The sequence below is a fragment of the Phytobacter sp. genome (assembly GCF_059074235.1).
On record NZ_JCACPZ010000004.1, the window covers coordinates 494,217 to 518,772 of the forward strand.

At 52.4% G+C, this 24,556-nt stretch carries 18 protein-coding genes and 1 pseudogene; 10 read left to right on the top strand and 9 right to left on the bottom strand.

Annotation, left to right across the window (positions count from 1 at the left end; translation table 11 throughout):
- Positions 1 to 97 precede the first annotated feature (97 nt).
- Both AC5JPW_RS06380 and lrp read right to left on the bottom strand, forming a co-directional pair.
- On the bottom strand, positions 98 to 3,724 hold the full coding sequence (locus AC5JPW_RS06380; protein ID WP_494238997.1) for a DNA translocase FtsK 4TM domain-containing protein: 3,627 nt from the start codon (positions 3,722 to 3,724) through the stop codon (positions 98 to 100).
- 110 nt (positions 3,725 to 3,834) lie between these two features.
- The gene (lrp, locus tag AC5JPW_RS06385) at positions 3,835 to 4,329 is read right to left on the bottom strand and encodes a leucine-responsive transcriptional regulator Lrp (RefSeq protein ID WP_002439523.1); all 495 of its coding nucleotides are present in this window, start codon (positions 4,327 to 4,329) and stop codon (positions 3,835 to 3,837) included.
- A 555-nt stretch (positions 4,330 to 4,884) separates the two neighbouring features.
- On the opposite strand from lrp, the gene trxB reads away from it, so the two are divergent.
- From trxB to infA, 5 genes are all read left to right on the top strand, one after another.
- Positions 4,885 to 5,853, top strand: a complete 969-nt coding sequence (gene trxB / locus AC5JPW_RS06390; protein WP_494239000.1) for a thioredoxin-disulfide reductase — start codon at positions 4,885 to 4,887, stop codon at positions 5,851 to 5,853.
- Positions 5,854 to 5,968: 115 nt separating this feature from the next.
- A complete protein-coding gene (gene cydD, locus AC5JPW_RS06395) occupies positions 5,969 to 7,735 on the top strand; it encodes a heme ABC transporter permease/ATP-binding protein CydD (RefSeq protein WP_494239002.1) in 1,767 nt (588 codons plus the stop codon).
- The gene (gene cydC, locus AC5JPW_RS06400) at positions 7,736 to 9,457 is read left to right on the top strand and encodes a heme ABC transporter ATP-binding protein/permease CydC (protein ID WP_494239003.1); all 1,722 of its coding nucleotides are present in this window, start codon (positions 7,736 to 7,738) and stop codon (positions 9,455 to 9,457) included.
- A 112-nt stretch (positions 9,458 to 9,569) separates the two neighbouring features.
- The gene (gene aat, locus AC5JPW_RS06405) at positions 9,570 to 10,271 is read left to right on the top strand and encodes a leucyl/phenylalanyl-tRNA--protein transferase (RefSeq protein ID WP_494241146.1); all 702 of its coding nucleotides are present in this window, start codon (positions 9,570 to 9,572) and stop codon (positions 10,269 to 10,271) included.
- Between the two features lie 285 nt (positions 10,272 to 10,556).
- Positions 10,557 to 10,775, top strand: a complete 219-nt coding sequence (infA, locus tag AC5JPW_RS06410; RefSeq protein ID WP_002211347.1) for a translation initiation factor IF-1 — start codon at positions 10,557 to 10,559, stop codon at positions 10,773 to 10,775.
- Between the two features lie 147 nt (positions 10,776 to 10,922).
- On the opposite strand, the gene clpA is transcribed toward infA, so the two are convergent.
- The 3 genes and pseudogenes from clpA to AC5JPW_RS06425 form a co-directional block, all read right to left on the bottom strand.
- Positions 10,923 to 13,202: an ATP-dependent Clp protease ATP-binding subunit ClpA gene (gene clpA / locus AC5JPW_RS06415; RefSeq protein ID WP_494239008.1), complete on the bottom strand. Its 2,280-nt coding sequence runs from the start codon at positions 13,200 to 13,202 to the stop codon at positions 10,923 to 10,925.
- 29 nt (positions 13,203 to 13,231) lie between these two features.
- Positions 13,232 to 13,552 (bottom strand): ATP-dependent Clp protease adapter ClpS, encoded by a 321-nt coding sequence (gene clpS, locus AC5JPW_RS06420; protein WP_437431280.1) that lies wholly within the window; start codon positions 13,550 to 13,552, stop codon positions 13,232 to 13,234.
- A gap of 100 nt (positions 13,553 to 13,652) precedes the next feature.
- Positions 13,653 to 13,728 (bottom strand): annotated as a pseudogene (locus tag AC5JPW_RS06425) (hypothetical protein).
- A gap of 152 nt (positions 13,729 to 13,880) precedes the next feature.
- Here AC5JPW_RS06425 and cspD point away from each other — a divergent pair.
- On the top strand, positions 13,881 to 14,102 hold the full coding sequence (cspD, locus tag AC5JPW_RS06430) for a cold shock-like protein CspD (protein ID WP_437431279.1): 222 nt from the start codon (positions 13,881 to 13,883) through the stop codon (positions 14,100 to 14,102).
- A 65-nt stretch (positions 14,103 to 14,167) separates the two neighbouring features.
- Here cspD and macB read toward each other — a convergent pair whose 3' ends face one another.
- Together macB and macA are read right to left on the bottom strand one after the other, a co-directional pair.
- Positions 14,168 to 16,111, bottom strand: coding sequence for a macrolide ABC transporter ATP-binding protein/permease MacB (gene macB, locus AC5JPW_RS06435; RefSeq protein ID WP_494239011.1), 1,944 nt, complete (start codon positions 16,109 to 16,111; stop codon positions 14,168 to 14,170).
- Entirely contained in the window at positions 16,108 to 17,223 is a 1,116-nt protein-coding gene (gene macA, locus AC5JPW_RS06440) for a macrolide transporter subunit MacA (protein ID WP_494239012.1), read from the bottom strand. The genes macB and macA overlap by 4 nt, the downstream gene beginning before the upstream one ends.
- Before the next feature lie 161 nt (positions 17,224 to 17,384).
- Here macA and AC5JPW_RS06445 point away from each other — a divergent pair, with 161 nt between their 5' ends.
- Positions 17,385 to 18,341: a VirK/YbjX family protein gene (locus AC5JPW_RS06445; RefSeq protein WP_494239013.1), complete on the top strand. Its 957-nt coding sequence runs from the start codon at positions 17,385 to 17,387 to the stop codon at positions 18,339 to 18,341.
- On the opposite strand, the gene AC5JPW_RS06450 is transcribed toward AC5JPW_RS06445, so the two are convergent.
- Positions 18,338 to 19,996 carry an ATP-dependent endonuclease gene (locus tag AC5JPW_RS06450; protein WP_494239015.1) on the bottom strand — a complete coding sequence of 553 codons (1,659 nt, stop codon included), beginning with the start codon at positions 19,994 to 19,996 and terminating at the stop codon, positions 18,338 to 18,340. The two genes, AC5JPW_RS06445 and AC5JPW_RS06450, sit on opposite strands and share 4 nt — an antisense overlap.
- A gap of 342 nt (positions 19,997 to 20,338) precedes the next feature.
- Between AC5JPW_RS06450 and aqpZ the strand changes: the two genes are divergently transcribed.
- The 3 genes from aqpZ to hcr all read left to right on the top strand — a co-directional run bounded on the left by aqpZ (position 20,339) and on the right by hcr (position 23,962).
- Positions 20,339 to 21,034: an aquaporin Z gene (aqpZ, locus tag AC5JPW_RS06455; RefSeq protein WP_494239016.1), complete on the top strand. Its 696-nt coding sequence runs from the start codon at positions 20,339 to 20,341 to the stop codon at positions 21,032 to 21,034.
- 296 nt (positions 21,035 to 21,330) lie between these two features.
- On the top strand, positions 21,331 to 22,983 hold the full coding sequence (hcp, locus tag AC5JPW_RS06460) for a hydroxylamine reductase (RefSeq protein ID WP_494239017.1): 1,653 nt from the start codon (positions 21,331 to 21,333) through the stop codon (positions 22,981 to 22,983).
- 10 nt (positions 22,984 to 22,993) lie between these two features.
- Complete coding sequence (hcr, locus tag AC5JPW_RS06465; protein WP_494239019.1) at positions 22,994 to 23,962, top strand: NADH oxidoreductase; 969 nt, start codon at positions 22,994 to 22,996, stop codon at positions 23,960 to 23,962.
- 51 nt (positions 23,963 to 24,013) lie between these two features.
- Here the strand turns inward: hcr and AC5JPW_RS06470 are convergent, their stop codons facing one another.
- Positions 24,014 to 24,442: a DoxX family protein gene (locus AC5JPW_RS06470; RefSeq protein ID WP_494239021.1), complete on the bottom strand. Its 429-nt coding sequence runs from the start codon at positions 24,440 to 24,442 to the stop codon at positions 24,014 to 24,016.
- Between the last annotated feature and the right edge of the window lie 114 nt (positions 24,443 to 24,556).

The window sequence follows — 24,556 nt, forward strand, 5'->3', positions numbered from 1 at the left end:
GCCTCCGGATGAGGCACCTTCCTGTCACTCTAAAAGCAGTTCGGGACGAGTGACAGGAGAAAAGACTTAAATTTTACCGCTTTACCCATCTTTGCATTTAATCGAATGGCGGCGGGGCAAGGACCTCACGGTTACCATTGTGCCCCTGCTCGCTCACGATGCCCTGGGCTTCCATCTGCTCGATAATACGCGCGGCGCGGTTATAGCCAATACGGAACTGACGCTGCACACCCGAAATCGAGGCTTTACGTTTTTCCGTCACAAAATTAACGGCCTGATCGAACAACGGATCCAGCTCTTCTCCACTATCGAAACCGCCACTACCGCCTTCGCTTTCGCTGTCAGAGGTAATACCGTCGATATACTGCGGGCGACCACGGGCTTTCCAGTCCTGAACAACCGCATGCACTTCTTCATCGCGCACAAAAGCCCCATGGACACGAACAGGGATGGTCGAGTTCGGACCGGAGTAAAGCATATCCCCCATCCCAAGCAAGGATTCTGCACCGCCCTGATCAAGAATGGTACGTGAGTCAATTTTACTTGATACGGTAAAGGCGATACGTGTCGGGATGTTCGCTTTGATAAGCCCTGTAATTACATCAACCGACGGTCGCTGAGTTGCCAGTACAAGATGTATGCCTGCCGCACGGGCTTTCTGTGCCAGACGTGCGATCAGTTCTTCAACCTTCTTGCCGACCGTCATCATCAGGTCAGCAAATTCATCCACCAGAACGACAATATACGGCAACTTTTCCAGTACCGGATGTTCGATAGCCATGCTGTCACCCGGTTTCCAGTAGGGATCAGGGATTGGGCGGCCCATCTTCGCGGCTTCGGCAATCTTGTCGTTATAGCCCGCCAGGTTTCGAACGCCCAACGCGGACATCAGCTTATAACGACGCTCCATCTCGTTCACGCTCCAGCGCAACGCATTGGCCGCGTCCTTCATGTCGGTGACCACTTCCGTTAATAGGTGCGGAATACCCTCATAAACGGACAGCTCCAGCATTTTGGGGTCGATCATGATGAACTTAACGTCTTCAGGCTGCGCTTTATAGAGCATGCTGAGGATCATGGCGTTAACGCCCACAGATTTACCAGAACCGGTGGTACCCGCAACCAACAGGTGAGGCATTTTCGCTAGATCGGCCGTTACCGGATCACCGGCAATGTCTTTCCCGAGGACGACGGTCAACGGAGAAGGATTATCGCGGAAACTGGCACAGTCCAACACTTCACGCAGATATACGGTCTGACGCTTTTTATTCGGCAACTCCAGACCAACGTAAGGTTTGCCAGGAATGACTTCAACAACACGAACCGCAGCCGTCGACAATGAACGGGCTAAGTCGCGGGACAAATTGGAAATACGAGCGGCTTTTACCCCTGGCGCCAGGTTTAGCTCAAAGCGGGTAATCACCGGACCCGGCGAATAATTCACAACATCCGCTTTGATACGGAAATCAGCAAGTCGGGCTTCAACCAGACGGGCCATCTGTTGCAGCGCAAACGTATCGACCGGCTCAACCTGCGACGGCGGTGGTGTAAGCAGATCCAGTGAAGGCAACGGCGTCGTAGGTTTCTGCAACGGACGGCTGTCACCATTACGCATCAACAACGGATGAATCAGGCTTTCCTTAGGGGCCGGCGCTTGCGGCTGCTGATGAGCTGCAACAGGTTGCTGCGGGGCATACTGAGGTCGTGGAACCTCAGCTTCCGGCATTACGCTCGGTGTAAAAAGCGGCTCACTCGGGCCATCATCCACCAGCGCTTTGGTTGGCGAAAACTCGAAATCATCCAGTGAGAACATACCTGGCGCGACCGAGCTGTCGCTTGAGTAACGCTGCTGCTGGCTGCTGGCAAACTGACGAGCCAGCTCGGCTTCAGCCTCTTCATCTTCGCTGAGCTCAGGTGAAACAGGGGTCGATGGCGCGTCATACGTGTACTCTTCGCTATAACGGTTATGCTGACTGGCTGCAAACTGCTGGGCCAGTTCCTGCTGCTGAAGCATATCGGCTTCATCATCGTTCATCGGCTCATGCAGCGGGCGTTGTTCTGCACGTGCACGTTCTTCAGCCATCCGCTGTGAGGGTAATTTAATACCATAAGAGGCCAGTTCACGACGCGTAGGAACACGTACACGATTCGGGCGGGGCAATTGTGGACCAATGCCCTCTTTTACCTGCTGACGTACCGCCCCCCCTTCAGCCAGACTGAACATTGGGCTGCCGGTATCCGTTGCAGGAGATTCAGACAGGCTTGATGCCACCGACACCGCAACAGGTGCGACCGTAGCCAACGCTGGAGACGTAGGTGCTGGCGTAACAGGACGAGCGGGCTCTTGCATCGGCTCAGGAACCGGTTGATACCAGGCCGCGAGTTGCTCACGCTCACGCGCACGCTTCTCTTCCACTTCTTCAAAATAGTAAAGCGGTGGACGCGCCGCCTGTTTCACCTCTTCAACCTCAGGTGCCGGTTCTGTTTCAGTTACGAGTTCAGGCGCAGCATAATCCGGCTCAGGCATATAAGCCTGATACCCGGCAGGCTCAGCAACAACGGGAGGCGTTGGTTGCCAGTCACTTTCTTGTACTGGCGCAACATAATGCGAAAGCGGCACTTGCTCGGCAACCGGAATTGCTGGTGCGAATGGCTCTTGCGCCTCAGGCTGCCAGGCGGGAGCTTGTTCCGCTGAGTATGCGGCTGGTGCCGACGGCGCAGCATAAGCCTGAGCCGCTGTCATGTCAGCCGCAGCGGCAGTTAATGGTTCGGTTGCCCGGTATCCGCTGAGCAGCGGATCATAAGCATCTTGTTCAGACTGGGTGGCGCGATTGCCGGAAAACAGGACATCATCAGCATCCGCAGGGACACCGCGCGCAGAGTATTCGACCTCATCGCTGCCTTCATCATCCATGCGCTTGCCGGAGAACAGAGCCTCGTCCGTTTTTCGCCCCATGGGATTATTGAATTTTTCTGCCACGCGTTTGCGACGCGCCAGCGCCCCTCGCATGATACGCGCCCGACGTGACTCACGCGGGGCTCTTGAGGACTCGTCTTCATATTCGTCATCCTCATATTCTTCTTCATCGACCCAGGAGTCGTCGCGGCGGGTACGGTTGCTGGCAAAAGTCAGGATGCTAAGAATAACGCTACCGATCTTCTCCGCAATCGTCACCCATGACCAACCTGTAAAGAGCGTCAGCCCTGCCGCCCAAACACATAGCAAAGCGATCGTCCCACCGCTACTGCGTAACAGGGGTTGCAAGGTGGTGCTAAGCAGGCTACCAATCACGCCACCAGAGGCAAAGTACCAAATGTCATCGGCGTTGATAGCGGCAAGACCACAGGAGGTAAGAATCAGCGCCAGTGCACCAATTAAACGCAGGGAAACAGCAAAATAATCGATATAGTCTTCGTTGGCGCGATGGCGATAAGCAAACCAACAGCCGCCGATAATGATCACCGGAATGGTGTACGCCATAACGCCAAATACGAAGAATAAGGTATCAGCCAGCCATGCACCGGGTTGGCCACCTAAGTTATGAATAGGCTCATGCCATGCAGTTTGTGACCAACTGGGATCGGACGGATTAAAGCTAATAAGTGCCGCCATCAGCCAGATGGCAAACAGAGATACGAGGATCAGCAACGCCTCAAGGAGTCGACGCCCGCTGCTTAGCTTGGTAAGTGTGACTTCTTTGTCTTCTGTGTATTCCTGGCTCAAGTAAGGCTCTCCAGCTAAAACGGACAACAGCGCCGGGAAGCCCCGGCACTGTTGCTGTATGGATTAACAGGAGTGTAATCAAAAAAAGCCGATTTTGCACCTGTTCCGTATTAGCGCGTCTTGATAACCAGACGATTGCTCTGTTTGACTTCTTCCATCACCACATAGGTACGGGTGTCATTCACGCCTGGCAGTCGCAGCAGGGTTTCCCCTAACAGCTTACGGTAGGCTGACATATCTGGCACACGCGTTTTCAACAGGTAGTCGAAATCACCAGATACGAGATGACACTCTTGAATTTCTTCAAGTTTCTGTACTGCGGAGTTAAATTGCTCAAACACATCCGGCGCGCCACGATTCAGAGTAATCTCAACAAATACCAGAAGTGATGCATCCAGATAATGTGGGTTCAGCAGCGCTGTGTAGCCCTGAATGAAACCCTGTCTTTCCAGCCTGCGCACACGCTCAAGGCACGGCGTAGGAGAAAGCCCTACTCGTTTAGAAAGCTCGACGTTGGAAATACGCCCATCTTTTTGCAATTCGTTCAGAATATTACGATCAATGCGGTCGAGATCTTTGCCAGGGCGCTTCTTGCTATCTACCATTATTATTGTCTCTCTGTATTCCTTCCCTACTCCTGTCTTGACCCTGTGCACTTCACTGTTCAGAGTCTTTGCCCGTCGCTTTACGTGTGATGTGTTAATAAGAAACTAGCACCACGTAATCCCAGGGTCTGTATTAAGAAGCCGTTGCCTGAAGGCAGCTTTCGACATCACGAATGGCATCTGTCCACACCATGCGTAGATTTCGCTAGCCCGGTAAAAATGGCATTTACATGCATGACTTTGCATCACGCGCGAAACACTGCTTTTTTTTCTTCCTTTGATGTTTTCGCAAATGCGCAGGGGATTGTCAAAGCAAAACATCTTTTTTTAGTACAACATGCCAGATATTCATCATCACGGTCAGTGAATACTCATGTTATCCCCCTATAACAGACCAATTTTCAGTAGAAATTGTTATATTTCGATTATTCGCTTGAACTTTTCCATCGGCTTTATCTATTACACATATCGTTAACAAAACCGCTGCACCCTTTTTTTACGCCCACAAATTCCCTACAATCCAGACCAATGTCTGCAAATAAAAACGAGGATTTCATGGGTACGGCCAAACACAGTAAGCTGCTTATCCTGGGTTCAGGCCCCGCGGGTTACACCGCTGCGGTCTATGCTGCGCGTGCAAACCTGGAACCGGTATTAATCACAGGTATGGAAAAAGGCGGTCAACTCACCACCACAACTGAGGTGGAAAACTGGCCGGGCGATCCGAATCACCTGACCGGGCCGTTACTGATGGAGCGCATGCATGAACATGCCGAGAAATTCGATACGCAGATTCTGTTTGATCACATCAACAGCGTTGATCTGCAGAATCGTCCGTTCCGCCTGACCGGCGACAGCGGCGAATACACCTGTGACGCATTAATCATCGCAACAGGCGCGTCTGCACGTTATCTGGGGCTGCCATCTGAAGAAGCATTTAAAGGCCGCGGCGTCTCTGCCTGCGCAACCTGTGATGGTTTCTTCTACCGCAATCAGAAGGTCGCGGTAATTGGTGGCGGCAATACTGCCGTTGAAGAGGCGCTTTATCTGGCTAACATCGCCTCTGAAGTGCATCTGATCCACCGCCGTGATTCTTTCCGTGCTGAAAAAATCCTGATCAAACGTCTGATGGAAAAAGTGGCTAACGGTAATATCGTTCTGCACACCAACCGTACGCTGGAAGAAGTGACCGGCGATCAGATGGGTGTGAGTGGACTGCGTCTGCGCGATACGCAAAACACCGATACCGTCGAGTCACTCGACGTAGCAGGTCTGTTTGTCGCCATCGGTCATAGCCCGAACACTGCGATCTTTGCTGGCCAGTTAGAACTGGAAAACGGCTACATCAAAGTGCAGTCCGGTATTCATGGTAATGCCACGCAAACCAGTATCCCAGGCGTCTTTGCTGCTGGCGACGTAATGGACCACATCTACCGTCAGGCTATCACCTCTGCTGGGACAGGTTGCATGGCCGCGCTGGATGCCGAGCGCTATCTCGACGGTCTGGCTCAGGAAAGTAAATAATCTTTACAAGTCAGTAACAAAGGTAAATAAGGCGACTATAAGTCGCCTTTATTTTTGTGCCGATGTAACATTGCGAAGCTAAAAAAATCCGATAACTTCACCTGCAAAGCGCGCAATGAATAAAACCCGTCAACAAGAATTAACACGCTGGTTAAAACAGCAGAGTGTCATCTCCCGCCGCTGGCTCATGATGTCCCGACTTCTGGGAGTGGTGAGTGGCGTTCTGATCGTCGCACAAGCCTGGATGCTGGCGAAAATCCTGAACCAGCTGATCATGGAGAATATCCCGCGTGAAGCATTACTGCTCCCCTTCGCACTGTTGGTGCTGACTTTTATCCTGCGCAGTTGGGTGACCTGGTTGCGCGAGCGTGTTGGGTTCCATGCGGGTGCCCATATCCGATTTGAGATCCGCCGCCGGGTACTCAACCGCTTGCAACAGGCTGGTCCTGCCTGGATTCAGGGGAAACCCGCTGGCAGTTGGGCCACGCTGATTCTTGAGCAGATTGACGACATGCATGATTTTTATGCCCGCTATCTGCCACAGATGACACTGGCCGCCAGTGTGCCTCTGTTGATTGTTATTACGATATTCCCCATTAACTGGGCCGCCGCATTAATCCTGTTATGCACCGCCCCATTGATCCCTCTGTTTATGGCGATGGTGGGAATGGGTGCCGCTGATGCAAACCGTCGTAACTTTAAAGCGCTGGCACGTTTGAGCGGGCATTTCCTTGACCGTTTACGGGGTATGGAAACACTGCGTATTTTTAATCGTGGCGCGGCTGAAACAGAAAATATCCGTCTGGCCTCTGAGGATTTTCGTAGCCGCACGATGGAAGTCTTACGTCTCGCATTTTTATCATCCGGCGTACTCGAATTTTTCACCTCGCTGTCCATCGCACTGGTCGCGGTCTATTTCGGCTTTTCTTACCTCGGTGAATTCAATTTTGGTCACTATGGGGCGGGGGTCACGTTGTTTGCCGGATTCCTCGCGCTAATTCTGGCACCGGAATTTTTCCAGCCTCTGCGTGACCTGGGGACGTTTTATCATGCAAAAGCGCAAGCTATAGGTGCGGCTGACAGTTTGAAAACCTTTATGGAAGCCCCGCTCGCTCATCGACAGCGCGGTGACATCACGTTAAAAAGTGATGAGGCGATAACCCTTACGGCACGAGACCTGATCCTTAAATCCCCTGACGGGGCCGTACTTGCCGGCCCACTCAACTTCACCCTACCTGCCGGCCAGCGCGTTGTGCTGGTCGGAAAAAGTGGTTCAGGCAAAAGCTCCCTCATCAATGCGCTTTCCGGCTTTCTTCCCTATGACGGCTCATTGCTGGTTAATGGCGTGGAGTTAGGAGACCTGGATCCAGATGCCTGGCGACGTGCAATTAGCTGGGTGGGTCAGAACCCGCAGCTCCCGGCTACGACCCTACGCGAAAACATTCTGCTGGGCAGACCGGATGCAAGCGATGCGGAACTGCAGGCTGTGCTCGACAAAGCCTGGGTGAGTGAATTTTTACCATTATTACCGCAAGGCCTCGATACGCCAACGGGCGATCAGGGTGCGCGTCTGTCCGTAGGCCAGGCTCAGCGTGTGGCCGTTGCACGTGCCTTGCTGGATGAAAGCAAACTCTTGTTGCTTGATGAACCTGCAGCCAGTCTGGACAGCCATAGTGAACAACGCGTAATGCAGGCACTCAATGAGGCCTCGTCACATCAGACAACCCTGATGGTGACGCATCAACTGGAAGGATTAACCGACTGGAGTACCATTTGGGTGATGGATAACGGACACATCATTGAGCAGGGCTCATTTACCGAGCTTTCTCAGACTAATGGGGCGTTTGCTACTCTGCTCGCTCACCGTCAGGAGGCGATTTAAATGCGCGCACTTCTCCCCTACCTCGCACTCTACAAACGCCATATCTGGCTGCTCAGCCTCGGTGTCATTCTGGCGATTGTGACATTGCTGGCAAGTATTGGGTTGCTGACGCTGTCCGGTTGGTTCCTGTCCGCATCCGCGGTAGTGGGTGTCGCGGGAATTTACAGCTTTAACTATATGTTGCCCGCAGCCGGAGTACGTGGTGCTGCCATTATTCGCACCGCAGGACGTTACTTTGAACGCCTGGTGAGCCACGATGCAACCTTCCGTGTGCTGCAACATTTGCGCGTCAGCACCTTCAGTAAGTTGCTTCCTTTGTCCCCTGCTGGGCTGGCTCGCTTTCGTCAGGGTGAGTTGCTTAACCGCGTGGTCGCAGATGTCGATACACTGGATCACCTCTACCTGCGCGTTATTTCGCCTCTTGTAGGCGCACTCGTTGTCATTGTGGTGATCACATTAGGCCTGAGTGTTCTGGACATGACGCTGGCCTGGACGCTGGGCGGCATTATGCTGGCAACGCTATTTATTCTGCCGCCGCTCTTTTATCGTGCGGGGAAACCTACGGGTGAGAGTCTGACTCATTTACGTGGTCAGTATCGCCAGCAGCTAACCAGTTGGCTGCAAGGACAGGCAGAGTTAACCATTTTTGGTGCCAGTCAGCGTTATCGCGAACAGATGGAAAATACTGAACTGAGCTGGCATGACGCCCAGCGCCGCCAGTCCGATTTAACCGCAGCCGCACAGGCCGTAATGTTAGTGATCAGCGCCACGGCGGTGGTTGCCATGTTGTGGCTGGCTGCAGGCGGCGTGGGTGGAGACACACAACCTGGCGCACTTATCGCACTCTTCGTCTTTTGTGCACTGGCCGCATTTGAAGCACTGGCGCCGGTGACGGGCGCTTTCCAGCACCTGGGGCAGGTCATTGCATCAGCGGTACGCATCACGCAAATCACCGACTGTCCGCCTGAAGTCGCGTTTCCGGATATCGCTGACGCGCCACTGGAAAAGGTGAATCTGCACCTCAGTAATGTCACCTTTGCCTATCCCGGCCAACCGCTGAATGCGCTCAATCAGCTCTCATTATCTCTTTCATCGGGAGAGCATGTCGCAATACTCGGACGCACCGGTTGCGGCAAATCAACGCTGCTACAACTGCTCACTCGTGCATGGGATCCGCAATCAGGTCAGATCCTGTTCAACGACAAGCCGCTCGCAAATCTGAGTGAAACAGCGTTACGTGGGAGTATCAGCATGGTGCCCCAACGGGTCCATCTGTTCAGCGCCACTTTGCGCGACAACTTGCTTCTGGCTTCTCCGCAAGCCAGCGATGAAACCCTAGCCGCGATGCTCACCCAGGTAGGGCTGGAAAAACTGCTGGATGAGAGCGGTCTGAACGCCTGGCTTGGTGAAGGTGGTCGCCAGTTATCCGGCGGTGAGCTCCGCAGGCTCGCGATTGCCAGGGCGCTTTTACACGATGCTCCGCTGGTCCTTCTTGATGAACCCACCGAGGGGCTGGACGCGGCGACTGAGAGTCAAATACTTGATTTACTTAAGCAAGTCATGAAAGAAAAAACCTTACTCATGGTCACACATCGCCTACGCGGCTTGTCACATTTTGATCAGATTATTGTGATGGACAACGGCGAAATAATTGAGCAAGGTAATCACGCAGCGTTAATGGCGAAACAGGGGCGTTACTACCAGTTTAAGCAGCGTCTGTAATCCGTCTGTATCGTCATTTTTCGTTTGAACTTGCGCTGACGCTAAAGTGAAATACGAAGATGACGATATACATTATGAATTACTCATTGTTGCGTTGTGGAGCGTTGCAGTTATGCGCCTGGTCCAGCTTTCTCGTCACACTATTGCTTTTCCTTCGCCAGAAGCGGCGTTGCGCGAACCCAATGGATTGCTGGCCCTCGGCGGGGATCTCAGCCCTGCCCGATTATTAATGGCCTATCAACGCGGCATCTTCCCCTGGTTTTCTCCCGGCGATCCTATCCTTTGGTGGTCGCCCGATCCACGCGCCGTACTCTGGCCAGCAGACTTTCACGTTAGCCGCAGCATGAAACGCTTTCACAAAACCTCGCCCTATCGCGTCACCATCAACCATGCATTTGGTCGTGTCATCGACGGCTGCGCCGAAGATCGTGATGAGGGAACGTGGATAACCTCTGATATTGTCCTGGCTTATCATCGTCTCCATGAACTGGGTCATGCGCACTCTATCGAAGTCTGGCAGGACGATGAACTCGTCGGAGGAATGTACGGTGTGGCGCAGGGGACGCTGTTCTGCGGTGAATCCATGTTCAGCCGCAAGCTGAATGCCTCCAAAACCGCACTGATGCTCTTCTGCGATGCCTTTGCCCGTGCAGGTGGTAAACTGATTGATTGCCAGGTGCTCAATACGCACACCGCCTCGCTGGGGGCCGTAGAAATTACGCGTCGTGATTACCTTGAGCATCTTGGTCTGGCACGACAGCAGCCTATGCCATCCCATTTTTGGGTGCCACGAGAACTGTTTTTACACGCGTGATGAATGTTTTCGGCACATTTTTTATCAGGGTGTTATAATGGTCGCTCAGAGCAGCTTCTGCCTGTTACCCGCCATTATTCGGGAAGCTCGTATCAGGGACGCCCTTCTTAGTACTCAATCGCTCCCCTTTACGATGCGCGTGATGCGCGTCCTGGTAATGGCATGTGGGTAATGCGCAAAAGCCGTTTGCTGCCTTTTATCAGCACAAATCTTTACTTAACAGACGAACTTGGGCATTATCTTGCCGGTTCAAAAAAATATGGTAGTGATACCCCCGAGGATTAGATGGCCAAAGAAGACAATATTGAAATGCAAGGCACCGTTCTGGATACGTTGCCTAATACTATGTTCCGCGTAGAACTTGAAAACGGTCACGTGGTCACTGCGCATATCTCCGGTAAAATGCGTAAAAACTACATCCGCATTTTGACGGGCGATAAAGTGACTGTTGAGCTGACCCCGTACGACCTGAGCAAAGGCCGCATTGTCTTCCGTAGCCGTTAATCACCGTTAGCCACGACGCTTCGTGCGAATTTCAGAAAGCCGGACAGTTGTCCGGCTTTTGTCGTTTAGGCACGTTAATAGTGTTCGCCGTTTTCAGGCATAAAAAAACCGGACTCACGTCCGGTTTTTATTTTAGCTAAATCACAATCAATGCGCCGTTTCCGGTTTATGCTTCTGCGCACTCTGGAAACCATATTTCAGCTCATCGTTTTCCAGTGTTACTGTGACCTGACCACCGTCGACTAACAAGCCAAACAGCAGTTCGTTAGCCAGCGGTTTTTTCAGGTTGTCCTGAATAACACGGGTCATCGGACGTGCACCCATGGCACGATCGTAACCTTTTTCTGCCAGCCAGTTGCGAGCATCCTGGCTAACTTCCAACGACACGCCTTTCTGGTCCAGCTGCACCTGAAGCTCAACAATGAACTTGTCGACAACCTGATGGATAACGTCAGTAGACAAGTGATCGAACCAGATAATGTTGTCCAGACGGTTGCGGAACTCTGGCGTAAAGATCTTTTTGATCTCTTCCATCGCATCAGTGCTGTTGTCCTGATGGATAAGACCAATAGATTTACGCTCCGTTTCGCGTACGCCGGCGTTGGTAGTCATCACCAGAACCACGTTGCGGAAATCTGCTTTACGCCCGTTGTTGTCGGTCAGCGTACCGTTATCCATCACCTGCAGCAGCAGGTTAAAGACATCCGGGTGCGCTTTTTCGATTTCATCAAGCAGCAGTACCGCATGCGGATGTTTGATAACCGCGTCAGTCAGCAAACCGCCCTGGTCAAAGCCCACATAACCCGGAGGCGCACCGATTAAACGGCTGACGGTGTGACGTTCCATATATTCGGACATATCAAAACGCAGCAGTTCAATCCCAAGAGCTTTGGAAAGCTGCACCGTCACCTCGGTTTTCCCGACGCCTGTTGGACCGGCAAACAGGAAAGAACCAACCGGTTTATGATCCTGACCGAGGCCCGCACGGCTCATCTTAATGGCTTCGGTTAAGGCCTCAATGGCTTTATCCTGACCAAAGACCAACATTTTCAGACGTTCGCCGAGGCTCTTCAGCGTATCGCGATCGCTTTGCGAAACACTCTTCTCAGGAATACGTGCAATACGCGCGACGACCGATTCGATATCCGCCACGTTAATGGTTTTCTTGCGCTTGCTGATCGGCATCAGGCGTGCACGTGCACCAGCTTCATCAATCACGTCAATCGCTTTATCCGGCAGATGGCGGTCGTTAATGTATTTCACCGCCAGCTCCACGGCTGCACGGACTGCTTTCGCCGTGTAACGCACATCATGATGCGCTTCGTATTTCGGTTTCAGGCCATTAATGATCTGCACCGTCTCTTCAACAGAAGGCTCAGTGATATCAATTTTCTGGAAGCGGCGTGCCAGCGCACGATCTTTCTCGAAGATGTTGCTAAATTCCTGATAGGTCGTGGAACCCATCACACGAATTTTACCGCTGGAGAGCAACGGTTTGATCAGGTTGGCGGCATCAACCTGCCCACCCGATGCCGCACCCGCACCGATAATGGTGTGGATCTCATCGATGAACAGAATGCTGCTGGTGTCCTGCTCAAGCTGTTTCAGCAGCGCTTTAAAGCGTTTCTCGAAATCGCCGCGATATTTGGTACCCGCCAGCAGTGAGCCGATATCAAGCGAGTAAATGGTGCAGTCGGCCATGATTTCTGGCACATCGCCCTGCACAATACGCCATGCCAGACCTTCAGCAATGGCCGTTTTACCCACACCAGACTCACCGACCAACAGCGGGTTGTTTTTACGGCGACGGCAGAGTACCTGAATAGCACGCTCAAGTTCTTTGTCGCGGCCAATCAGCGGATCGATTCCGCCGACGCGAGCAAGCTGATTAAGGTTGGTGGTGAAGTTTTCCATACGTTCCTCCCCGCCTGCTTGCTCTTCGTTGTTATTGGCCTGACTGCCAGAGTCAGAAGAAGAAGACTGTCCCGGCTCGTCTTTACGGGTGCCGTGGGAGATAAAGTTCACCACATCAAGGCGGCTGACTTCATGTTTGCGTAACAGATAAGCCGCTTGCGACTCCTGCTCGCTGAATATTGCAACCAGCACGTTCGCCCCGGACACTTCGCTACGACCGGAGGACTGGACGTGAAACACCGCACGCTGAAGAACACGCTGGAAGCTGAGCGTCGGCTGAGTGTCGCGCTCCTCTTCACTCATCGGCAGGACGGGTGTGGTTTGTTCGATGAAGGCTTCGAGTTCCTGCCGCAACGCCACCAGGTCCACTGAACACGCTTCCAGCGCTTCACGGGCCGAGGGGTTACTGAGCAGTGCCAGTAACAGATGTTCGACAGTCATAAACTCATGTCGGTGCTCACGCGCTCTGGCGAAAGCCATGTTTAAACTGAGTTCCAGTTCTTGATTGAGCATTGGCACCTCCCCCAATTTCACGCCTGTAATCAGGCCTTTTCCAGCGTACACAGCAACGGATGCTCGTTCTCCCGGGCGTAATCGTTCACCATAGACACTTTCGTTTCTGCGACTTCGGCGGTGAAAATTCCACAAATGGCCTTTCCACGATAGTGCACGGTAAGCATCAGTTGCGTTGCACGTTCTACATCATAAGAAAAGAACTTTTGTAGCACGTCAATAACAAATTCCATCGGCGTGTAGTCATCGTTCATTAACATCACTTTATACATCGATGGCGGTTTTAGCGCGTCACGCAGTTTTTCATCCGCCAGGTGGTCAAAATCCAGCCAACTATTGCTTTTGCCCATCGTCAGTTTTCATCTTAGGTTACAGGTTCCGGCGACGTTCAATCGACCGATTACATGATTCTAGATGTATTTTAAATCTACATCAGGTGTTAGATAACTATCATCTATCGTTGTCATCCGCGACGGCTGTCACAAACCCTTTCAATAGCGTTAACTGCTTCAAATTTTTGATTGATACACCCCTCAGAACCCCTGCCAAACGCTTGACGCGTTGCCCGATTTCTCTAAATTGTACTGTCGAGAGTTGGCGAGGTTTTGAACAACCGCCACACTCTGCCACCGGTTCATTCCATCTTACTTAAATAAGATTTACGAAGGATGTCGAAGCATGGAAACGGGTACTGTTAAGTGGTTCAACAATGCAAAAGGGTTTGGCTTCATTTGCCCTGAAGGCGGCGGCGAAGATATCTTCGCGCATTACTCCACCATTCAAATGGATGGTTACAGAACGCTAAAAGCCGGGCAAACCGTCCGGTTTGATGTACATCAAGGCCCCAAAGGCAATCATGCCAGCCTTATCGTGCCTCTCGAAATGGAAGCCGTGGCCTGACGTCACTTCTTTCATTGTGTACATCCCGCAGTTAAAATGCCAGTCCAGTCGACTGGCATTTTTATTTACTCGCGGGCCAGTGCATCAACCGGGTCAAGTCGCGCCGCACTGCGGGCCGGTAACCAGCCGAACAGCACACCGGTAAAGGTTGAACAGGCAAACGCTGTTATGAGTGCAACCGGCGAGAAACCAATTTCCCACCCCGGCAAGAACAACTGCAGCGTGAAAGCAATCGCCATCGATAGCGTCACACCCAGAGCACCACCCACCAGACACACCAGCACGGCTTCAATCAGAAATTGCGCCAGTACATCACTAGCCCGAGCGCCTACCGCCATCCTGATACCAATCTCGCGGGTGCGTTCAGTCACGGACACCAACATGATGTTCATCACGCCAATCCCCCCCACCAGCAGAGAGATAACCGCCACCAGTGTTAAGAACAGCTGAAGAGTACGTGTGGTCTTTTCCGCCGTTTTCAAGACGCCGTCCATGTTCCAGGTGAAGAAATCTTTCTTCCCATGACGCAACGTCAACAGCCGTTCGAGTTGCTGCTCAGCCTGCGTACTGCCATAGCCTTCATTGACACGCACGGTAATGGAATTGAGCCAGGATTGCCCCAGCACACGGGCTGAGAGCGTGGAATAAGGCAGCCAGACGCGCAGAATTTTACTGCTGCCAAACATCGATTGCTTCTCCTGCGCCACACCAATAACCGTGGCCGGCATATTGCCTACCAGGATAATTTCTCCCACGACATTCGCTTTATTCGGGAACAGCTGGCGTCGGGTATTGTTGTCGAGCACGACCACCTGCGCCCGCCCCTTCTGCTGCTCCTCATTAAAGGTGCTGCCTTCGCTGAAGGTCATTCCGTAGACGTTGAAGTACTGGCTACTGACGCCATTGGCACTCGCAGCCACATCAATATTACCGTTGCGTAGCCGCAGGTTTTGCGAAATAGCAGGTGTTGCGGATTGTACCCAGGGCTGTTTTTGGATGGCGACAAGGTCGTCATACTTTAACGCCTGCTGATACTGCGGATCGTCATCACCAAAATCTTTGCCGGGATAGATATCAATCGTGTTAGTGCCAATCGAGCGAATGTCTGCCAGCACCAGTTGTTTGGCAGCATCGCCTACCACCACGATAGAGACCACCGACGCGATGCCGATAATGATTCCCAGCATGGTAAGCAGCGTACGCATTTTGTTGGCGGCCATTGCGCGCCACGCCATCATCAGGGCTTCGCGAAAACGCCCCGAAAACTGACGCATAGCCGGGGCATTCTCGGGTTCAGCCTTCAACGTCTGCGACGAAGCCGATACCTGCGCAGGAGGATTGGCAATAATTTCGCCGTCACGAATTTCAATGACTCGCTGCGCCTGGGCTGCCACTTCCGGATCATGCGTAACGATAATAACGGTGTGCCCACGCTCGCGCAGTTGGTGAAGGATAGCCATCACCTCTTCACCGGAATGGCTGTCCAGTGCCCCGGTCGGTTCATCAGCAAGGATAACCTGCCCACCGTTCATCAGCGCACGGGCAATACTGACCCGCTGCTGCTGACCACCGGAAAGCTGCGAAGGAGAGTATTCTTCACGCTCGCTTAACCCCAGGCGGGCGAGCAGTTCCTGCGCACGGGCAAGGCGGGCTTTTCGTTCAACACCCGCATACACCGCCGGAACTTCGACGTTCTGCGCGGCCGTTAAGTGCGAAAGCAGATGATAGCGCTGGAAGATAAAACCAAAATGTTCCCGACGCAGACGGGCAAGCGCATCGCTATTAAGCGTTGACACATCTGTTCCTGCAACACGATACGTGCCGCTCGAAGGCTTATCCAGGCAACCGAGAATGTTCATCAGCGTCGACTTACCTGAGCCAGAGGCTCCGACAATCGCCACCATTTCGCCTGCATGGATCTGCAAAGAGATGCCCTTGAGCACCTCCACCTGACCGTCGCCTGAGGGATAACTACGACGAATATTGCTCAGGTCAAGAAGCACTGTCATTGCCCCACTCCGGCAGGCGTTGTCGTGACGATCACCTCGTCACCCGCTTCAAGCCCTTTGGTCACTTCTGCGTCAGTGTCATTACGCATACCCAATGTGATTTCGCGATCCCGCACTTCGCCATTTCGTAGCAGCTTCACTTTATAGCGGTTATCACCCACCGGATCGCCCAGTGATGACAGAGGAACGGTGAGTACATTCTTCACACCACTCAATTGAATGTGCACCTGTGCAGTCATTTCCAATCGCAGGACGCCTTGCGGGTTAGGCACTTCAAAGCGCGCATAATAGAAGATGGCATCATTCACTTTGGTTGGCGTCGGCAGAATATCTTTCAGCTTGCCTTCATAACGGGTATCCGGATCGCCAAGCACAGTAAACCAGGCTTTTTGACCGGGTTTAAGATGAATAATATCAGCCTCTGAAACCTGCGCTTTCACCAGCATGGTGGACATATCTGCCAGGGTCAGAATGTTCGGAGCCTGTTGAGCAGCGATGACCGTCTGCCCCTGCAATGTGGTGATTTCGGTCACTTCACCTGCCATAGGGGCCACGATGCGGGTGTAATCAAGGTTAGCTTTGGCGGTATCAAGTGTGGCCTGGTTGCGCTGGATCTGCGCATCAATGGTGCCGATCTGCGCCTCTTTTACTGCCAGCTCTGTTGCGGCGCTGTCCAAATCCTGCCGTGATACCAGATTGTTTTTTATCAGTTGCTGCTGACGCCCCAGCGTTACGCTTGCGAGTTTTCGCTCTGCTTCGGCCTGCCGACGTTGTGCCCGCAGCTCCATCAGCGTTGCGTTAACTTCTTTGATCTGGTTCTCGGCCTGCTCGGGGTCGATAACCCCCAACAGCTGATCTTTTTTAACTTTATCACCGATACTGACCGACAAGGTTTTCAACTGCCCGCTGACCTGAGCACCCACATCGACCTTACGAAGAGCATCAAGCTTTCCCGTCGCCAGCACGCTTTGTGAAAGTTCACCAGGACGTACAATCAGTGTCTGGTAGTGCGGCACTGGCGCATTCAACTGACGCCATAACCAGAATCCGGCCAGCATCACCAACAAAGCCAGTAGCAACCAGCGTTTTTTGCGTTTTCCCTTAAAATTCATAAAAATTCCTAATGTCTTCACTAACGCTATTGATGCCAATAATAACTAAACAGTGTCCTAACGGAACGTAATCTTTTTATACACTCTGAAATCCATTTATCTGCCGTTGAAGCTTCGCTTGTTTAAATAGCCGAATCACCACTCTTTTTTCAGGTTATTCCATGTCTATCATTGCTGACGCATCTTCACCAGGCTCACCTGTCACCCAGACAGGCTGGCAGCTTTTCCGAGCTCTCGCAACGGGCATGCTAAGACCCGGACTCGCCTGGCATAACCCGGCTTATCGCCGTAAATTCATGATGCGCTCACTGCTGATGCCGCTCAGCACATCGACTTTGCTGGCGGATTTAGCCAAGCATCCGGACATTCTGCCAATGCTGCACGCGCAGCCGGGTTTACCTTGCCGACTGCATCGCCCCTGGCTGTCGCTGGTAATGGACAGAAAACAGACGCTGGCAGCGCTGGCTTATCATTACCAGATCTTCGCCACCCACCTGTCTGCGCCCGTACGCATGAGCTATTTCACGTCGCAGGGTATTACCCTGGCGGAGCTTACCGGAAAAAGCGAGGAGCTTTACAACATCCGTCTGGTCGCCGAGGCCAATCTGGATAAAGAAGGTGAAGCAACACTGATCTTCTGTGATGCCCAGCAGACGCCGCTGGCAGAAATGACTTTCGCCCTCTGCGAATATCAGGGTAAGCGCACGCTGTTTATCGGTGGATTGCAAGGGGCAAAAGCCAATGTGTCCCATGAGGCCATTCAGTCTGCAACCAAAGCCTGCCACGGCCTGTTCCCGAAACGTTTGTTACTGGAAGCCTGTACTGAGCTGGCGACATTCATGGGCATGGAGCAGATCATTGCGGTCAGTAACACCACGCATATTTATAAAAGCTGGCGCTATCGCAAGAAAAAACAAGGCAAGCTGTTCGCAGACTACGACAGTTTCTGGCAGTCACTCTCTGGCGAGCAAAATGCCGACGGCACGTTCCTTCTGCCTTCCACTATCGCACGTAAGCCGATGGAAGAGATTGCCAGTAAAAAACGCTCTGAATACCGCCGCCGTTATGAATTACTGGATTCACTGCAGGCGCAAATCGCAGCCGCACTGAAACGTTAATCCGCCCGACCTCGCGCCAGCCAAAGCACGCGCGAAAACATCTTACGCAGCAGGTGCGGTACTGATTCTACGCCGCGCCTGCCTGCTTCCATCGCGACCTCAATCGCCAGATCCGGTTTAGACGAACGATGGATGGCTTTAGTAATGATACGGCGCATATTCATCGGTACTTTCTCTGGCAGTTGTGCAACACGATGATAGACGTCAGCAAAACCTTCGCGGTACATGAAGTGTTCCATGTCCAATGCGGGTAATTCGGTCAGGTGATCCCGCACATGGTCGCCGTCTCCGTTTAAGAGCCCCCGAACCGTTGCGGCATATTTTCTCCCGGCATCATCGCCATCCACCAGAACATGCCACTCAATACCCATACGCCGAGCGAATTTCACCAGAGGTTTCAAACCCGACTGGGCAAACTCAATCACTTTGACCCCTTCGGCATCAAAGTGGTGCCCGCACTGGCGAGCAAACTCATTAATCACCCAGGTTTCCGTCTCCCCCTCCACCAGCAGCCAGCAGCGGGCGAAGAGCGACGAGGCGCGATTAAAGCGAATATGGAAAGCAATACGACGCCCCTCATCAGCATTCATTCCGCCAGGCCCTAAACGCCATGCCGCAACGCGTGAAGACTCCCTCACCAGGCGACAAACATGCTCCACCGGCGTCAATGAAAGCAATTCCCCCGAATTGGTCGTGGTTATCTGTTGCAGAGGCAGCAAATTAAGCAGATGCCAGGCTACAGAGAGCATAATCGGATGGAGTCGCGTTTCAGGATCTTCGACCAGCAGTAATGGACGCGCATCGCGATCCAGTTGCACATTCCCCTTGGCCTGCAACAAGGTGGCAAAGAAGCCCAGCAGGATGACGCGATACATGCGCCCACCGGGTTTATCAATTATCCGGTTGATAACGTCCAGATAGCGCCAGCTACGCTGCTCATCATGGGAACGACGACGCATCAGCCTCTGGTGAGAAGGGCCACTCCCCTGTTCAGCAAAATAGTGCTCAAGCAACTGGACCATCGCCGATAAGCCATGCCGGATTTGCGCATCAGAGAGATTTTGTGGTCGGGCAACTAGCTCACGGGATAGCAGATCCAACTGCCGGGCAGTGGCCTCAATTTCCGGTGCCTGGGTATGACCACCACCATGAATACGACGCATAAAGCGGGCATCTCGCAGGCGAAGCACAGGCATGAGTCGAATCAGATGATGAGCAAAATCATCGATGTCGCTTAACCTAAGAGGATCACCCCGGGCGTCCAGGAACGTGCGTAATGTCATCACACTGCCATCTTCCGCCAACTCGCCTTCAAGCCGATAAAAGAGCCGATGATAGCCATCGCTGCAAGGTACCCAGCACTCTCCTAGTGGGCGGTAGCGACGGACCAAATGGCGCCCTGGTTCGGATTCACGAAACGTCAAAATGATATGCAGATGATGTTCGCGGCCCTGAATATCACCGGGAGGAAACCAAAAATCGTCGCGAACGAAGTGATACAAATCCGTTTCCGGCGACAACAATAGCGTCAATGCGTCCAGCAGGCTGGATTTACCCCAGGCATTTTCCCCGATCAGGACGTTGTTCTGCTCCAGCATCAGCGATAAGCGGTTAATACCGCGAAACCCTACAATGTCCACACGCTCAAGAATCATAGCCCCTCCGGGAAACATGCCATTTTCCATAAAGTTACCTTGAGTATAGCGGTAGGATGCCCGGGGAAAAACCGTATTTACGCATCGGTATAAAAACGGTTATATCTCCGCACCACAAAGTCGGAGCACATTTGATATATTCTTAAAACTCTGCTTCATTTGAAAATATCTCACTTACGTTCTTTCATTCGAGTCACAATATTTACTCCTCTTTGCCCTAAATCAAACTAAGACTATTTATTTATCTGGCTAGCACACTCGCACTATTTCTAAAATAGCGACGCGTCAGTCCATATTATTTTGGCTGATATCACAGGACGTATGATCTTTATAGAGGAATTTATGTTTAGAAAATTAACAGCCGAATGTTTTGGTACATTTTGGTTGGTATTGGGTGGCTGTGGAAGTGCTGTTCTGGCAGCAGCATTTCCAGAACTGGGAATTGGTTTTGTCGGTGTTGCTCTGGCATTTGGTTTAACGGTTTTGACTATGGCTTATGCAGTTGGGCATATTTCCGGTGGCCACTTTAACCCAGCTGTAACGCTGGGATTATGGGCTGGCGGACGTTTCCCGGGAAAAGAGATTGCCGGGTATATTGTGGCCCAGGTCGTCGGCGGTATTATTGCGGCAGCCGTGCTGTACCTCATTGCCAGCGGGAAAGTGGGGTTTGATGCTGCAACCAGTGGATTTGCGGCCAATGGTTACGGTGATCACTCTCCGGGAAACTATTCATTATTATCAGCCGTTGTAATAGAACTCGTTCTGACATGCGGATTTATTATGATTATTCATGGTGCTACCGATAAATCAGCCCCTGTTGGCTTTGCCCCTATTGCGATCGGTCTGTCACTCACCCTGATCCATTTAATAAGTATTCCCGTCACCAATACTTCCGTTAACCCGGCACGCAGTACTGCGGTGGCCATATTCCAGGGAACCTGGGCACTGGAGCAATTATGGTTATTCTGGTTAGCCCCGATTGCTGGCGGTATTTTAGGCGGTATTTTATATCGCACTCTTCTGGAAAAACGGCACTAAACTTATCCATGATAATCATCTTGGAAGAGATGAAATAATATCCGACCCTCAGCCGGGAACGGTGTTCTACCAGACCCGGCAGCAATACCAGAAATGTTATTGAGAATTATTCCTTTTAATATTTAACATCTCCACTTCCGCGCAGTTACCTCTTTGGCGGTAGAATGTCGTCACTAAAGTTGCGCTAAATCAATCTCTCTTTAAGTTGTATAAAAAACATCTTTTAAGCCGTTACGCACACGCTTAATCTTAAACATGTATTTCAAATATAACTTTAAAACTTATAAGGTGTGACTATGTTTTGTGTGCAATGTGAACAAACCATCCGTACCCCGGCGGGCGATGGCTGCGCTTATGCGCAGGGTATGTGCGGCAAAACGGCCGAAACATCGGACCTGCAGGACCTGCTGATCGCAGCACTTCAGGGGCTTTCAGCCTGGGCCAGCAAAGCACGTGAGTACGATATTATCGTTCATGACATCGATAATTTCGCCCCGCGCGCCTTCTTCTCTACTCTGACCAACGTCAACTTCGATTCCGTGCGTATTGTCGGTTATGCGCGTGAAGCAATTGCTTACCGTGAAACGTTAAAAGCGCAGTGCCTGAGCAAAGATCCTTCTGCCACCGTTGAAAACCCGATGGCTGACCTGCAACTGTTAAGCGATGACCTGGGCGACCTTCAACGCCAGGCCGCTGCGTTTACGCCAAACATTGATAAGGCCGTTATCGGTGAAAACATTCTTGGTCTGCGTCTTCTCTGCCTCTACGGCCTGAAAGGTGCAGCAGCGTACATGGAACATGCCCATGTCCTTGGTCAGTACGACAATGAAATCTACGCGCAGTACCACAACATCATGGCATGGCTGGGTACCTGGCCTGCGGATATGAATGCCCTGCTCAACTGCTCGATGGAAATCGGTCAGATGAACTTTAAAGTGATGAGCATTCTGGATGCTGGCGAAACCACCGCCTACGGCCACCCAACGCCAACACAGGTCAACGTGAAAGCCGTTGCCGGTAAATGCATCCTGATTTCCGGTCACGACCTGAAAGATCTGCACAACCTGCTGCAACAAACCGAAGGGACTGGCGTTAACGTCTATACCCACGGCGAAATGCTGCCTGCGCACGGTTATCCGGAACTGCGTAAATACAAGCATCTGGTCGGTAACTACGGCAGCGGCTGGCAGAACCAGCAGGTAGAATTTGCCCGCTTCCCTGGCCCAATTGTGATGACCTCCAACTGCATCATCGACCCGACCGTGGGTTCTTATGATGAGCGTATCTGGACCCGCAGCATCGTCGGCTGGCCGGGCGTCAACCATCTGGAAGGCGACGATTTCACCCGCGTTATCGACCAGGCACAACAGCTTGCGGGCTTCCCGTACAGCGAAATTGAACACCTGATCACCGTTGGCTTTGGTCGCCAGACGCTGCTGGGTGCAGCCGATACCCTGATTGACCTGGTGAGCCGCGAAAAACTGCGTCACATCTTCCTGGTTGGCGGCTGTGACGGCGCACGTGGCGAACGTAACTACTTTACTGATTTCGCCACCAGCGTGCCGGATGACTGCCTGATCCTGACCCTGGCCTGCGGCAAATATCGCTTTAACAAACTGGACTTCGGCAACATCGAAGGCCTGCCGCGTCTGGTCGATGCCGGTCAGTGTAACGATGCCTATTCCGCGATTATCCTGGCCGTTACGCTGGCAGAAAAACTGGGCTGTGGCGTGAACGATCTGCCGCTGTCACTGGTCCTCTCCTGGTTCGAACAGAAAGCGATCGTTATTCTCCTGACGCTGCTGTCACTGGGTGTCACCAACATCGTGACCGGGCCAACCGCGCCGGGCTTCCTGACGCCGGATCTGTTGGCTGTACTGAATGAGAAATTCGGTCTGCGTGCCATCACGACCGTTGAGCAGGATTTGCAGCAGATGTTAGGTGCTTAAGGAGTAAAGAATGACGATGCCAACCCCGCAGTGCCCATGGCGTATGCAGGTTCACCACATCCAGCAGGAAACGCCGGATGTCTGGACGCTGTCGCTGTTATGCCATGATTATTACCCTTACCGCGCAGGTCAGTACGCGCTGGTGAGTATCCGCAACAGTGCAGAGCAGATGCGTGCTTACACAATTTCCTCGACGCCAGGGGTGAACGAATACATCACGCTGACCATTCGTCGTCTGGATGACGGTGTCGGTTCCTCCTGGCTGACGCGGGATGTCAAACGCGGCGATTATCTGTGGTTGTCTGACGCGCAGGGTGATTTCACCTGCGACAATCAGGCCAATGATAAATTGCTGCTGCTGGCGGCAGGTTGTGGGGTGACGCCGGTCATGTCGATGCGTCGTTGGCTGGCAAAATACCGTCCGCAGACGGACGTGCAGGTTATTTTTAGCGTGCGTTCACCGCAGGATGTGATTTTTGCCAGTGAGTGGAAAAATTACCCGGTCACCCTGGTGGCGGAAAACAACGCCACCGACGGTTTCCTGGCCGGGCGTTTGACCCAGGATATGCTGCGTGCCGTCCCGGATCTTGCCTCACGCACCGTCATGACCTGCGGGCCTGCGCCTTATATGGCTCAGGTTGAGAAAGATGTAAAAGCGCTCGGCGTTACGCAGTTCTTTAACGAGAAATTCTTCACGCCGGTCGCAGAAGCGGCCACCAGTGGGCTGAAATTCACCAAGCTCCAGCCAGCAAAAGAGTTTTATGCGCCCGTTGGCACGACCTTGCTGGAAGCCTTTGAAAGCAATAAAGTACCTGTGAATGCTGCCTGCCGGGCGGGCGTGTGCGGATCCTGCAAAACGAAGGTGATTTCCGGGAAGTACAGCGTCAACAGTACGATGACGTTGACCCCGCAGGAGATTACTGACGGCTATGTACTGGCTTGCTCATGCCATCCGGAGAGTGATTTAGTACTCGCATAACTAGCATACCGGCACAGGAAAAAGGCCTTCCCAAACGGGAAGGCCTTTTTATTATTTCAGGGAAGGAATGAGGGAGTAACGGCCCGCACCCAGGAAGGCCACAGCCAGTCCACCGATAAAGAAGTAAACCAGACTTTCGATAGCCCAGGCACCCGTCGCATCCAGGGCACCGGTTTTACCGACACCGACCATCAGCCATGCAACCACCATAGTGAAGGCCAGAACCAGCGCAGCCGGGCGGGTAAAGACGCCAATGACGATAAGAATGGGGGCAAGCACTTCACCCACCAGTACCCCATACGCGATAAAACCAGGCAATCCTTTCGCAACTAACATACCGGCGATACCATCAGTACCGTCCATCAGCTTGTGGAAACCGTGAAAAAACATCAGTCCACCTACTGCCAGGCGCAGCAGTAACCGACCAAAATCCTCATGCGCTAACATCTTATTAACCGGATCTAACAATGTTTTAACCATCTGAAATGATTCCTATTTTTATCCAACTGTAAGCAGATTATTCCTAATACTAAAATAAATAAAGCCCTAACTAATGAGGGGCAATTTACGCAAAATTAATGACATTTCATCGAC

What these genes read in the sequence shown, in the direction of transcription:
- aqpZ (WP_494239016.1), top strand. Translation starts at nt 20,339, where the DNA reads ATGTTTAGAAAATTAACAGCCGAATGTTTTGGTACATTTTGGTTGGTA.
- hcp (WP_494239017.1), top strand. Translation starts at nt 21,331, where the DNA reads ATGTTTTGTGTGCAATGTGAACAAACCATCCGTACCCCGGCGGGCGAT.
- clpA (WP_494239008.1), bottom strand. Translation starts at nt 13,202, where the DNA reads ATGCTCAATCAAGAACTGGAACTCAGTTTAAACATGGCTTTCGCCAGA.
- AC5JPW_RS06445 (WP_494239013.1), top strand. Translation starts at nt 17,385, where the DNA reads ATGTCTATCATTGCTGACGCATCTTCACCAGGCTCACCTGTCACCCAG.
- AC5JPW_RS06450 (WP_494239015.1), bottom strand. Translation starts at nt 19,996, where the DNA reads ATGATTCTTGAGCGTGTGGACATTGTAGGGTTTCGCGGTATTAACCGC.
- aat (WP_494241146.1), top strand. Translation starts at nt 9,570, where the DNA reads ATGCGCCTGGTCCAGCTTTCTCGTCACACTATTGCTTTTCCTTCGCCA.
- hcr (WP_494239019.1), top strand. Translation starts at nt 22,994, where the DNA reads ATGACGATGCCAACCCCGCAGTGCCCATGGCGTATGCAGGTTCACCAC.
- trxB (WP_494239000.1), top strand. Translation starts at nt 4,885, where the DNA reads ATGGGTACGGCCAAACACAGTAAGCTGCTTATCCTGGGTTCAGGCCCC.
- clpS (WP_437431280.1), bottom strand. Translation starts at nt 13,552, where the DNA reads ATGGGCAAAAGCAATAGTTGGCTGGATTTTGACCACCTGGCGGATGAA.
- macB (WP_494239011.1), bottom strand. Translation starts at nt 16,111, where the DNA reads ATGACAGTGCTTCTTGACCTGAGCAATATTCGTCGTAGTTATCCCTCA.
- cydD (WP_494239002.1), top strand. Translation starts at nt 5,969, where the DNA reads ATGAATAAAACCCGTCAACAAGAATTAACACGCTGGTTAAAACAGCAG.
- lrp (WP_002439523.1), bottom strand. Translation starts at nt 4,329, where the DNA reads ATGGTAGATAGCAAGAAGCGCCCTGGCAAAGATCTCGACCGCATTGAT.
- AC5JPW_RS06470 (WP_494239021.1), bottom strand. Translation starts at nt 24,442, where the DNA reads ATGGTTAAAACATTGTTAGATCCGGTTAATAAGATGTTAGCGCATGAG.
- cydC (WP_494239003.1), top strand. Translation starts at nt 7,736, where the DNA reads ATGCGCGCACTTCTCCCCTACCTCGCACTCTACAAACGCCATATCTGG.
- macA (WP_494239012.1), bottom strand. Translation starts at nt 17,223, where the DNA reads ATGAATTTTAAGGGAAAACGCAAAAAACGCTGGTTGCTACTGGCTTTG.
- cspD (WP_437431279.1), top strand. Translation starts at nt 13,881, where the DNA reads ATGGAAACGGGTACTGTTAAGTGGTTCAACAATGCAAAAGGGTTTGGC.
- infA (WP_002211347.1), top strand. Translation starts at nt 10,557, where the DNA reads ATGGCCAAAGAAGACAATATTGAAATGCAAGGCACCGTTCTGGATACG.